At 32.8% G+C, this 12,887-nt stretch carries 12 protein-coding genes; 10 read left to right on the top strand and 2 right to left on the bottom strand.

Going from position 1 to position 12,887, the window contains the following annotated elements; translation table 11 throughout:
- Positions 1–4: 4 nt before the first annotated feature.
- On the top strand, positions 5–418 hold the full coding sequence (locus ACIJYF_RS04715; protein WP_023648238.1) for a MarR family transcriptional regulator: 414 nt from the start codon (positions 5–7) through the stop codon (positions 416–418).
- A 12-nt stretch (positions 419–430) separates the two neighbouring features.
- Here the strand turns inward: ACIJYF_RS04715 and ACIJYF_RS04710 are convergent, their stop codons facing one another.
- Both ACIJYF_RS04710 and ACIJYF_RS04705 read right to left on the bottom strand, forming a co-directional pair.
- Positions 431–1,222 (bottom strand): HpcH/HpaI aldolase family protein, encoded by a 792-nt coding sequence (locus tag ACIJYF_RS04710; RefSeq protein WP_435115569.1) that lies wholly within the window; start codon positions 1,220–1,222, stop codon positions 431–433.
- A gap of 2 nt (positions 1,223–1,224) precedes the next feature.
- Positions 1,225–2,667 carry an NAD-dependent succinate-semialdehyde dehydrogenase gene (locus ACIJYF_RS04705; protein WP_435115568.1) on the bottom strand — a complete coding sequence of 481 codons (1,443 nt, stop codon included), beginning with the start codon at positions 2,665–2,667 and terminating at the stop codon, positions 1,225–1,227.
- Between the two features lie 93 nt (positions 2,668–2,760).
- Between ACIJYF_RS04705 and iolD the strand changes: the two genes are divergently transcribed.
- The 9 genes from iolD (at position 2,761) to ACIJYF_RS04660 (ending at position 12,787) form a co-directional block, all read left to right on the top strand.
- The gene (gene iolD, locus ACIJYF_RS04700) at positions 2,761–4,605 is read left to right on the top strand and encodes a 3D-(3,5/4)-trihydroxycyclohexane-1,2-dione acylhydrolase (decyclizing) (protein ID WP_435115566.1); all 1,845 of its coding nucleotides are present in this window, start codon (positions 2,761–2,763) and stop codon (positions 4,603–4,605) included.
- 6 nt (positions 4,606–4,611) lie between these two features.
- Complete coding sequence (locus ACIJYF_RS04695; protein WP_435115564.1) at positions 4,612–5,769, top strand: Gfo/Idh/MocA family protein; 1,158 nt, start codon at positions 4,612–4,614, stop codon at positions 5,767–5,769.
- A 36-nt stretch (positions 5,770–5,805) separates the two neighbouring features.
- Positions 5,806–6,717, top strand: coding sequence for a ribokinase (rbsK, locus tag ACIJYF_RS04690; protein ID WP_435115562.1), 912 nt, complete (start codon positions 5,806–5,808; stop codon positions 6,715–6,717).
- Positions 6,718–6,841: 124 nt separating this feature from the next.
- Positions 6,842–7,591, top strand: coding sequence for an SDR family NAD(P)-dependent oxidoreductase (locus ACIJYF_RS04685; RefSeq protein WP_435115560.1), 750 nt, complete (start codon positions 6,842–6,844; stop codon positions 7,589–7,591).
- Between the two features lie 2 nt (positions 7,592–7,593).
- Entirely contained in the window at positions 7,594–8,496 is a 903-nt protein-coding gene (locus ACIJYF_RS04680; protein WP_435115558.1) for an ROK family protein, read from the top strand.
- A gap of 175 nt (positions 8,497–8,671) precedes the next feature.
- A complete protein-coding gene (locus tag ACIJYF_RS04675) occupies positions 8,672–9,577 on the top strand; it encodes a sugar ABC transporter substrate-binding protein (protein WP_435115556.1) in 906 nt (301 codons plus the stop codon).
- 74 nt (positions 9,578–9,651) lie between these two features.
- Positions 9,652–11,247, top strand: a complete 1,596-nt coding sequence (locus tag ACIJYF_RS04670) for an ABC transporter permease (RefSeq protein ID WP_435115554.1) — start codon at positions 9,652–9,654, stop codon at positions 11,245–11,247.
- A complete protein-coding gene (locus tag ACIJYF_RS04665) occupies positions 11,247–12,026 on the top strand; it encodes an ATP-binding cassette domain-containing protein (RefSeq protein WP_435115552.1) in 780 nt (259 codons plus the stop codon). Before ACIJYF_RS04670 ends, ACIJYF_RS04665 begins: the two co-directional genes overlap by 1 nt.
- Entirely contained in the window at positions 12,026–12,787 is a 762-nt protein-coding gene (locus ACIJYF_RS04660; protein WP_435115550.1) for an SDR family NAD(P)-dependent oxidoreductase, read from the top strand. Before ACIJYF_RS04665 ends, ACIJYF_RS04660 begins: the two co-directional genes overlap by 1 nt.
- Positions 12,788–12,887 lie beyond the last annotated feature (100 nt).

The following is a 12,887-nucleotide window of genomic DNA, read 5'->3' as shown; positions in this document are numbered from 1 at the left end:
ATTGATGAAGAGACAATTTAAGTATCCTAAACATTTTGAGGAACAAAAAAAAATTCCAAAAATTACTCAAAAAAGAATTAAATTAGCCGAAGTGTCACTAGGTGACTTTGAGGGAAGATTAGAAAATGAATTACTTAATTGGTTCTCTTTAACACCTCAACATTGGATAATGTTGCACATGGTAATGCTTGCTTATTATAAAAATAAATCAATTACTAAAAATGAATTATTAAAAGTTATAGAAAAATCTTACTTAACCTCAAATGTTTATATCGATACTGCTATTAAAAAAGGATTTTTTAGAATTATAAGAAATGAAAAAGACAAAAGATCTATCTTTATTTTACCATCTGTAATTACAATAAAAACTTTTGAAGGGTTTATTGATAGAAGAGATATTCTTTATAAAGGGATATAATAAATATTTTAATTAATAAGCTTTAGATTCCTCTTTTTTAGAAAAACCTTTCATTTTATCAACTACAGCTTTAGATCCTGCACTCAATGCTCTTTGATCAGCTCCAATAGTTACAAAGTTAAAACCCTTATCAATCATTTTTTGTGCATACTCAGGTGTTCCATTATGAATACCTGCAAATATGTTATTTTTTTTAGCATGATCTAAAATTCTCAAAATTTCTGAATAAGCTTTTGTACTTTCTGGTCTATCAAAACCTGGCTCTTCACCAATAGCTAAACTTAAGTCTGCTGGACCAATATAAATACCATCAACACCAGGTGTTGACATGATCTCATCAAGCTTTCCTAAAGACTCTTTTGTCTCTATCATTGCTAATTTTAGCATTTCATCATTTGCATGTTTTGCATAATCCGAACCACCATAAATTAATCCTCTAACTGGGCCAAAACTTCTATAACCATGAGGAGGGTACATGCATGCTTGAACAAATCTTTCAGCTTCTTCTTTGTTACTAACCATTGGACAGATGATACCGTAACAACCTGCATCAAGTATTTTCATTATTTGACCAGGTTCATTCCAGTTTACTCTTGCAAGTGGAGTAACATCAGTTGTAGATATAGTTTGCAACATTGGAAGAGCATTAGTGTAATCAACTAAGCCATGTTGCATATCAATTGTTAGAGAGTCCCAACCTTGATGGGCCATAACTTCAGCTGATACAGTACTTGGTATTTGCAGCCAACCATTAATTACTGGTTTCCCAGCTTTCATCATTTCTTTTATTTTGTTTTTTCTCATTATTATATTTTTAAACCCATGTGAGTATATTTAACATTCAGGTAATCTTTAATTGCACCCGAACCACCTTCACGTCCATAACCTGTTTGTTTAATCCCACCAAATGGTGCTTCAGCAATAGCAACTACTCCAGTATTAACTGCAACACATCCAGATTCTAATTTTTCAGATCCAATATGAGCTTGATCCATTGAATTAGTATATAAATAACTACATAAACCTAGGTCATTATCGTTTGCTCTTTCAATAACTTCATCAAAAGTTTTAAATGTTAAAATAGGCACAAGTGGACCAAAAGGTTCTTCTTTCATGATCGTAAAATTATCTTTTACATCATCAAATACAGTTGGTTCGTAATAATATCCTTTGTTGAAACCAGAAGGTCTTTTTCCACCCATTAATACTTTTGCACCTTCACTTTTTGTTGTTTCTACTAATTTTTCTATTTCTTCTAATCTCTTAGCAGTACTTAAAGGGCCTAACTCAACACCTTCATCCATACCATTACCTATTTTTAATTTTTTTGCTCTATCCATAAAGGCACTTACGAACTCATCTTTTCTATTCTCTTGGATGTAAAATCTGTTAGGTGAAATGCATACTTGTCCATTATTTCTAAATTTACCTGTAATAGCTATATCAGCAACTTTATTCATATCTACATCTTCGCAGACAATAAACGGAGAGTGCCCACTTAGTTCCATTGTAACTCTTTGAACTTTGTCAGCTGCTTTTTTTAAAATTATTTTCCCAACTCTTGTTGAACCGGTAATAGATACTTTTTTAATAATATCAGATTCCATTAATTCATTTGATATTTCAGCTGGATCACCTGATAGAAGGTTTACCACTCCATCTGGCACTCCTGCCTCTTTACATATGCTGACTAATTCCATTACCGCGCCAGGAGTAATTGTATCTGGCTTACAAATAACAGAACAACCTGCAGCTAAAGCAGTAGAAATCTTTCTAGAGGCTAAAACTATTGGAAAATTCCAGGGCACTAATGCTGCTACTACACCAACTGGCTGATAATAAACATGAACTCTTGTATCTGGAAACCTACTTTGTTGTGTTTGACCATAAATTCTCTTTGTTTCTTCTGCGTTCCATTCAAAAATATCAGCTCCACCACCAACTTCTCCAACACCTTCAGCAAGTGGCTTTCCCACTTCAAGCGTTAACCACTTAGCAAGAACATCTTTTCTTTCTCTCATTAAATCTGCAATTTTTCTAAGAGTATAAGCTCTTTGCCAAGGTGCTGTATTTTTCCAAATCTCTAAACCTTTTTCAGCAGATTTCAGTGCTTTTTGCACATCAGCTGAAGATGCTTTTGATGCTTTACCAATTACTTCTTCAGTAGCTGGGTTAATTACATCATATGTTTCATTTTTTTCTGCTTGTTGCCATTTACCGTCAATGAATTGTCCAAATTTACTATACATAGAATTTATTTTTAAGTTTACTTAAAGTGGTTTTTTATTTTATAAATATATTTATATATAAACACTATACACATTTAAAGATAAACTTAATTTATGAAAAAAATTACACTCACCTGTGCCCACGCAGTAGTTAAATATTTAATAGCTCAAAAAATATTAATTAATGGGAAAAAAGAACCTTTGTTTCCAGGTGTATTTGGAATATTTGGGCATGGAAATGTAGCATGCTTAGGTCAGGCACTTGAAGAAAATCAAAATGAACTTCCCACTTATAGAGGCCATCATGAACAAAATATGGCTTTAACTGGTATTGGTTATGCAAGAGCAAAAAGAAGACAGCAAATTTTTGTAGCAACCTCATCAGTTGGTCCTGGAGCAACAAATATGGTAACTGCAGCCGGTGTTGCGATGAGTAATAGACTTCCAATTTTATTTTTACCAGGAGACACATATGCAAATAGAATGCCAGATCCTGTATTACAACAAGTAGAGCACTTTAATAATCCTAGTATAACTGCAAATGATGCTTTTAAACCTGTCACAAGATATTTTGATAGAATAACTAGACCAGAACAAATAATTCAATCATTTCCAGCAGCAATTCAAACTATGCTTGATCCTGCTGATTGTGGACCAGCCTGCATTGCTTTATGCCAAGATATTCAAGGACAAACTTTTGATTATCCAGAAGAATTCTTTAAAGAAAAAGTACATACAATTAGAAGACCTAGACCTGATGAGTTTCAAATAAAAGAAGCAGCTGAAAAAATAAAATCTTCAAAAAATCCAATAATTATTTCTGGTGGTGGAGTTTTTTATTCTGATGCAATGGACGAATTAAGCAAGTTTGCAATTAAACACAATATTCCAGTAACTCAAACTGTAATGGGTTATTCCACAATGAAAAGAGATCATTCACATTATGCTGGACAAATAGGGGGTTTGGGTGGAAAAAATACAAATTCTTTAGCAAAACAAACAGATCTTGCAATTGCAGTTGGAACTAAACTTGCAGATTTTACCACAGGTTCTTGGGCAAATTTTGAGAATGAAAATTTTGAACTTGTATCAATTAATGTATCAAGATTTGATGCAAACAAACATTTAGCACAAGCTGTAATAGGTGATGCAAAAGTTTCATTAAATGAATTATCTTTAGCTTTAGGCGAGTGGAAGGCTGGAGAAGAGTGGAACAAAAAATCTCAAACTGAACTTAAAGCCTGGAATGAAGAAGTTGATAAAGCAAGTGCTCCATCAAATCAAGAGATACCAAGTTATGTTCAGGTTATAGGCGCTGTATACAAAAATTCTGATCCATCAGATATAGCAGTAACAGCTGCTGGCGGACTAGTTGGTGAAGTCGTTCAAGTTTGGAGACCTAGAGAATTAAATACTCATGAAACAGAATGGGGTTTTAGCTGTATGAGTTATGAGATTTCAGGTGCTCTAGGAATTAAAATGGCAAATCCAAACAAAGAGGTTATCTCATTTATAGGAGACGGATCATACTTAATGAATAATACTGACATCTATTCTTCAGTTATTACTAACAATAAACTTATAATAGTTGTTTGTGATAATGGAGGTTTTGCAGTCATTAATAGACTTCAATTATTTAAGGGTGGTAAAGAATATAACAACCTACTTAAAAGCTCAAAAACACCTGGTCTTGTAGGTGTTGACTTTGCAAAACATGCCGAAAGCATGGGAGCTAAATCAGAACATGTAAATTCTATATCTGAACTTGAAGAAGCATTTAAAAGAGCAAAAAAATCTGATGTTACATATGTAATTTCAATTAAGACACATGCTTATCAGTGGTTAGAAGGTTCTGCGTTTTGGGATAGTCCCACATTAGAAATCCCAACAACTGAAGAAAATAAAGAAGCTTTAAAACTTTATAAAGAGGGAAAGAGCAAACAAAGACAAGGCGTGTAACTCTTTATGAATAAAATATTTAAAGTCGGCCTTATTGGCTGCGGTCATATCTCAGAGACTTATTTCAGAACTGAAAAATATTTTAACAATATTAAAATTATTAAATGTGCTGATATAAACCATGGTAATGCAGTTAGATGTGCAAAAACCTATAAAATCCAAGCATTAACTGTAAATGAACTTTTAAAAGATAAAGAAATTGAAATTGTTCTTAATCTAACTATTCCAAAAGCTCACTATAAGGTTGCAAAGCAGGCATTGGTTAATGGTAAGCACGTTTATTCTGAAAAACCACTGGCAATTAATTTTAAGGATGGAAAAGATCTTCTAAGAATTGCAAAAAAGAAAAAGCTTTATATTGGAAATGCTCCAGACACTTTCTTAGGTGGTGGTATTCAAAAATCAAAAGAACTAGTCGATAAAAAAGTTATTGGCAAAATTAAATTAGGAAATGGAATTTTTGCTTTTCCTGGAGTTCAATCTTATCACCCTAATCCCGAACCTTGGTTTGCAAAAAAAGAAGGTGGACCAGTAATTGATATGGGGCCTTACTATTTAACTGCATTAGTTAATTTGTTAGGACCAGCAAAGAAAGTTTCAGGAAGTGTTGTTAAAGGAGTTAAAAGAAGAACTATTGGAATAGGTCCAAGAAAAAACAAAACATTTAAAGTAGAATGTCCGACAACATATTTATCAACTATTACATTTGAAAATGGAACAATTATCAGACTAACTTTATCTTTTGATGTTATAGCTCACCAAAGAAATCACATAGAATTATATGGTGATAAAGGATCAATGATAGTTCCAGATCCAAATATGTTTGGTGGCTCAGTTTATGTATGTAAAAATTTAGGTGACCCTTGGAAAGAATATAAAACAAATAAAATGCCCCTGGGTAAAATTAATATTAGATCACAAAGCTCAAGAGCAAATGAGTCCCCGACTAATGCAAACTATCGTGGAGCTGGATTGGCTGAGATGGCTTATTCAATAGAAAATAAGAAAATTAATAAATGTAATGGAGAATTATCTCTACATGTATTGGATATAATTCAATCAACCATGATAGCCTGCACTTCTGGAATTCCTCAAATAATCAAAACTACTTGTAAAAAGCCTCAACCTTTTTCTTTGAAGGAAATAAGAAAAATAATAAAGTGATTTTGAATAATAATTTATGTCAAAATTTATGGTTAAATGAGCTCAATTTGTATCTTTGGGATATTTGTTGCTGATCTTTGTTTTTTTGCAAACAAAATACCAGAACGAGGTGAAACAGTCTTAGGGAATAATCATTTAGTTGGACCAGGTGGGAAAGGTTCAAATCAAGCAATTGCTGCTGCAAAATTAGATGGCAAAGTTAATTTTATCACTAAAGTCGGTAAAGATAATTATGCAGATATGGCTCTTTCTTTATATAAAGAGGCAGGAGTAAATATAGAAAGCGTTTCTCAAGAATCCAATCTTTCAACAGGTGTAGCAGGAATAATGATTGATGAGAATGGAAATAATGCAATTAATGTTTTCGCTGGCGCTGCGGCTCATCTACAAAATGGAGATATTGATAAAAACTTAGAACTAATAAAAAAATCAGAGATTTTTTTAACTCAAATGGAAACTCCATATTTAACAACCATGTACGCATTAAAAAAAGCTAAGGATAATGATTGCCTTACAATTTTAAATCCAGCACCTGCTAGAAAAATAAATGAAAATGATTTTGAATTATTAGATTTTTTTACTCCAAATGAAACTGAGGCAGAATTTTATTATAATAAAAAAATTGAGACAAATGAGGATATTAAAAATGCTGCAAAAGAATTTTTAAACAGGGGTGTTAAAAATATTATTATTACACTTGGTGAAAAAGGTATTTATTTTGCAAATAAAGATGAAGAATATTTTATTGATGCATTAAAATTGGAAAATGAAGTTGTAGATACGACAGGAGCAGGAGATGCTTTTAATGGAGCATTTGCTGTAGCGCTTGCAAATAAGTTTAAACATAAGGATGCATTAATATTTGCTAATAAAGTTGCAGGTATTTCAACAACAAGGCTAGGTGCAGCTAGGTCTATGCCAACTTTAAAAGAAGTAGATAACTATTAGTTATTTATTCAATTATATTAAAATCAGATTTATATTTATCAGTAATCGTTAAACCTAGCCCTGATTTTATCTTTAATTGCTCTAGCTTTTCCATTATTAACATCAAAAAAGAAAAAGAAATAATATGATTAAATACGATTTAAATAACAGAGTTGCAGTTGTAACAGGTGGAGCACAAGGTTTTGGTTTAGCAGTAACTGAGAGATTTATCGAAGCTGGAGCAAAAGTAGTAATCTGGGATATTGACGAAGAAGCTATCAAAAATGCTGTAGATAAAGTTAATTCAGAAAATTTAAGCTATCAGATTGTTGATGTAAGTAACTTTGAAAATATTAATAAAAGCTTACAAGAAACAGAGAGCAAGCTTGGAAAAATAGATATTTTTATTAACAACGCAGGTATTGCAGGAATGAATACCACTGTGGCTGAATATCCTTTGGATGAATGGAATAAAGTTATTAACCTAAACTTAAATTCTGTATTTTATTGTTGCAAAGCTGTTGTTCCTTTTATGGAAAAAAATAACTATGGTCGTATTGTTAATATTGCATCTATTGCTGGAAAAGAGGGAAATCCTAATGCAAGTGCATATAGCACATCTAAAGCAGGAGTTATTGGTTTAACAAAGTCACTAGGTAAAGAATTAGCTCAAAAAAACATTGCAGTTAATTGTGTTACACCAGCAGCTGCAAAAACTAGAATTTTTGATCAAATGACTGAAGAACATATAAATTATATGCTTTCAAAAATACCAAGAAATAAATTTGCCAAAGTAGAAGAATTAGCTTCTTTAGTTACTTGGTTAGCCAGTGAAGAAAATTCGTTTTCAACTGCTGCAGTATTTGATTTAAGTGGTGGTAGAGCAACATATTAGTCATGCAAATTGGTATTGATGTAGGTGCAACAAAGATAGAGAGTGTTGTACTTGAAAAAGATGGACAAGAAAAACACAGATCTAGAATACCATGTCCAAAAAATTACACTCAAATTATTACTTCTATAAGAGATATCCATAGACAATTAGAACAAGAATTTAAGCAAGAACTTCAAATTGGTGTTTGTCATCCAGGAGTTCATTCTCCCCAAACAGGATTGGTTAAAAATGCTCCAAATATAACTTGGTTAGAAAAAAAACCTTTTCAAAATGATTTACGTAAAGCACTTGGGAAAGAAGTGTTTTGTGAAAATGATGCAAACTGTTTTGCTTTGTCAGAGGCTATAGATGGATCGGGAAAACATTACAAAATTGTTTATGGTATAATCTTAGGTTCTGGAGTTGGAGGTGGTTTAGTTATTGATAAAAAAATAGTAAGTGGTCCTAATGGTGTTGCAGGAGAATGGGGTCATAATCAAATTCCTTATTTTGCTGCTAAAAAAGAAAATTTTGACTCGAGCAATCCAAGAGAAGCTGAGATTGAAAGTTTTTTATCTGGTTTAAGTTTAGCGAAAAGATTTAATAAACTTTATGGAAAAAATTTAAAAACAAATGAAATTTTCGAATTAAATAGAAAACACGATTTAGATGCAGAAAGATTTATAGATGATTTTAAAGTAAATTTAGCAATGTCACTTTCAAGTATAATAAATATTTTAGATCCTGATGTTTTTATTTTTGGTGGAGGAGTTTCAAACGAAATTGATTTTTTACTTGAAATAGATGCACTAGTGAGGAAATTTGTTATTGGCAGAGAATACGAAGGTGTTTTTTTAAAACCAAAATATGGTGATGCTAGTGGTGTTCGTGGTGCTGCAAGATTGGGAAGAAGTTCGACATACTAGAAATTTCTACTAATAATTTAATTTAGAAAAATTCTAATTCCACAAAAGACAAGAATTGAGAGAAAAAAATTTTAATAAAAAAAATCAATCAAAAGTTGTATTTATATTTTTTGTTATGATCTTTCCACAAAGCAGTTATATTTCATTTTTTAAATTAATTTAAAATGGAGAAATAATGAAAAAACTTATACTTTCGATTGCAGCTCTTGCATTATTTGCAACTTCTGCTTTCGCTGAAAGATACGTCATGATTACTCATGGTGAAGGAAAAGATCCTTTTTGGCCAGTAGTTCAAAAAGGTGGTGAAGATGCAGCTAGAGCAATTGGTGCTGACTTCGAATACATTTACAACCCTTCTGCTGATATGGCTGATATGGCAAGCTCAATTCAAGCTGCTGCAGCTACTCAACCAGATGGTATGGTAATTTCTTTACCAGACCCAGATGCATTAGGCCCAGCTATTAAAGCTGCTGTTGCTGCTGGTGTTCCAGTAATTACAATGAACTCTGGTTTAGAGTCTTCTGCTAGTCTAGGTGCTCTTATGCACGTTGGTCAGCCTGAATTACTTGCTGGACAAAAAGCTGGTGAAAGAGCAAAAGCTGAAGGTGCTTCAAAAGCACTTTGTATGATTCAAGAAGCATACAACACAGCTCTTGTAGACAGATGTGAAGGTTATGGTTCAGCAGTTTCTATGAAAATGATTGATACTACATCTGATCCTGCAACTATTCAAACTAGAGCTACTGCTGCTTTACAAGCTAACAAAGATGTCAATGCAATCCTTTCAGTAGGACCTCACGTATGTGAAGCTGTTGATAAAGCTTTAGCTGATCTTGGTATGACAGTACACCATTCTTGTTTTGACTTAAGTCCTGCGGTTATGGATTTAATCGGATCTGGAAGAGTATCTTTCACTATTGATCAACAACAAAGACTACAAGGTTATGTGCCAGTTATCGTATTACACTTGTACAACAACAGTGCTGGACTTCTTCCAGGAGCTAACATCCCATCAGGACCTGGCTTCGTAGATAAGTCTAACGCTTCTTCAGTTGCTGCTCTTGCAGGAATTGACAGATAGTTAGTTAAAATTTAAAGGGTCGATTATTTAATCGGCCCTTTTTTTTTATAAAATTAAAAAAACCTTTTTTAAAAATGAATACATCAACAACAAACAAACCAAGACAAGAGTCAGACCGACAAGGTGAAAAAAAATGGTACTCTGCATTACTGGCTCGTCCAGAGATTGGGCCTTTGGGGGTGATGATCTTACTTTTTTGTATGTTGGGATACTTCTCTATTCCAGAAGGAGAATTTTCTCTTAACCCTTTTTCTGGTGAAGGATTTAACGCCTTAGGGATTAGAAATAATTTTAGGGTAATTGCTCAATTAGGAATTGTAGCACTTGCTGCTGGGATGTTAATTATTGCAGGTGAATTTGATCTTTCAGTTGGCTCAATGATTGGTTTTGCTGGTGGTTGTATGGCAATGATACTAAAATGGGGTTTTGCTGTTGTTATTCCTTATGTATCTTTTGTTGGAGGTTTCCATTTTGAAGGGTTTCAGTTATTTGAAATTAGAGATGTATCACCATTATTAGCAATATTAATTACGTTATGTATGACTCTATCCTTTGGATGGATTCAGGGGTGGGTAATTGTAAAAAGTGGTATATCTTCTTTTATTGTTACACTAGGTGGACTTTTCTTTTTACGAGGTCTAACAGAAGTATCATATAGAGCATTTAATAGAGCTCCTGATCAAACTGCTGGATCAACAACTGTTACTGATTTGCCAGATATCAAAAATATTATAAATGTACCAGGTCTTGGAGAAATGGAAAGAGATGCAGCTAAAGCTTTACCAAATGACCAATTATTAGAAATTCTTAGCAACGTGCCAGCAAGCACTGTTGCAAAATTAACTGAAAGACTTTCATATATTAATGAAAAAGTTGCAACTTTGAAAACTGAAATAAATTCAACAAAAATGATTGAAACCTTAGAAAAATCTTTAGCTGGTGCAAAAAAATCTGGCAATGATTCAATGGTAGAAATTTTGACAAAGAAAATTGAAGCTGGAGTTGATGTTCCTGCAGTTACGGCAAAAGTGGTTACTGATATTGATATAGCAAAAGCTTACATCGACACCATAGTTACTGCAAGACCAGTAGCCAATTTCTTTGGAGGCGATATTATGGAACCAGTTTTTAATTGGTTGTATTTTACAGTAGATTGGAATGTAAATAACTTTGGTAACATTTTTGCTAAAGGAATGTATTCTGCTTTAATGATTTGGGGACTCATTGCATTTATTTGTTATTTTATTTTGAGTAAAACTCAAGCAGGTAACTGGATTTATTCAACTGGAGGAAATCTTAATGCCGCAAAGGCTAATGGTGTGCCAACAAACAAAGTAAAGATTGCATTATTTGTGAATACTGCATTTTGCGCAACTATGTTTGCTGCATGTCAAGTATTTGAAGTTAATACTGCGGATACAGCTAAAGGTAATTTAAAAGAATTAGAAGCAATTGCTGCAGCAGTTATTGGTGGTGTTGTGTTAACAGGAGGTTTTGGAACAATAGGTGGAATTATCTTAGGCACAATTATTTTTGGTATAGCAAAAGAAGCCTTCTTTTATATTCCTGGAATTGATGGATCATTCTATAGGGTGTTTCTTGGAGCAGTTCTTGTTACTGCTGCCTTTACAAATGAGAACATTAGGAAACGAATTATGGGGAATATCTAATGGATAAAAAACCATTAATTGAAATAAAAAATTTAGTTAAAAAATTTGGAGCATTTACTGCTTTAAATGGTGTTTCATTAGATGTTTATCCGGGTGAAGTTCACGCTCTTTTAGGTGACAATGGTGCTGGAAAGTCAACATTGATTAAAGTGTTATCTGGAGTGCATCCAATGACAAGTGGAGAAATAAAAGTAGATGGAGAAATAGTTAACTTTACTTCACCACGTCAAGCATCTGACGCAGGTATTGGTACAGTTTATCAAGATTTAGCACTCAACGCTCTAACTTCAGTAACAAGAAATTTTTTTCTTGGACGTGAAATAAAAAAAGGACCTGGCGCATTTGGTTTATTACAAATGGATGAGATGGATAGAGTAACAACAGAAGAAATGTCTAAAATTGGAATTAATATTTCAAACCCCAATCAACCAGTTGGAACAATGTCAGGTGGACAAAGACAAACTTTGGCTATTGCAAGAGCAATTTATTTTGGTGCAAAGATATTAATATTAGACGAACCTACATCAGCATTAGGTCAAAAGCAGCAAATGGAAGTTTTAAAAACAATAAAAAAAGTGCAAAATTTTGGAAACATTGCAATTATACTTATTACACACAATGAAATTCATGCACGCCTTATAGCTGATCGATTTACTTTTTTAAGTTTGGGAGAAGTAATTGGTTCAGGATTGTCTTCAGAACTTGGTAATGAAGAAGTAAAAAGATTGATGGCGGGTGGTGCAAAAATTGGTGATCTAGCTAAAGAATTGGAGTTATAATGAAAGTCAAATATTACGATTTAGAGAATAAAAGAGTGTTTATTACAGGTGGAGGATCAGGGATAGGAGCTTCAATTGTTGAGCATTTTTGTGAGCAAGGATCTGAAGTTTATTTTATAGATATTAATGAAGATGAATCAAAAAAATTAATTGAAGATATAAAAAATAAAAATTACAGCTTACCAATATTTATTAAATGTGACCTTCTAAATATTAAAGAGCTTCAAAAGACTATAGCTGACATTATTAGCAATAAGGGACCAATAGATATTTTGATTAATAATGCTGCTAATGACACTAGACATAAAATTGATGATGTAACTGAAGAATATTGGAATGAAAGAATGAATGTAAATTTAAGACATTTTTTCTTCACAGTTCAGTCTGTTAAAAAATCAATGATAGACAATGGTGGTGGTGCAATCATTAATATGGGATCAACATCATGGATGGTAGGTCAGGGAGGCATGGCTGCCTATACAGCAGCAAAGTCCGGAGTAGTTGGTTTATCAAGGTCTTTTGCAAGAGATTTAGGAGAGTTTAATATTAGAGTTAATTCGGTTGTACCCGGATGGGTAATGACACAGAGACAGATAGATTTATGGTTGAATGATGAGTCTGAAAAAGAGTTGATGAAAAGGCAGTGTTTAAAAGAAAAATTAATGCCTCACGAACTAGCTCAAGCGGTATTGTTTTTTTCATCAGAACAATCTTCGGGTTGTACTAATCAATCTTATATTGTGGACAAAGGTTGGATATAATATTTGAGTGAAAATAAAAAGTTCTGTCATTGAAAATAAATTTTTAAGAATAAAAACAATCAATCTTGGTGCTACTCTTTATGAAGTTTTTCATAAGAAA

This window comes from Candidatus Pelagibacter bacterium nBUS_49 (assembly GCF_051200925.1).
Lineage (GTDB): Bacteria > Pseudomonadota > Alphaproteobacteria > Pelagibacterales > Pelagibacteraceae > Pelagibacter.
This window is presented reverse-complemented; position numbering and strand designations above follow the sequence as displayed.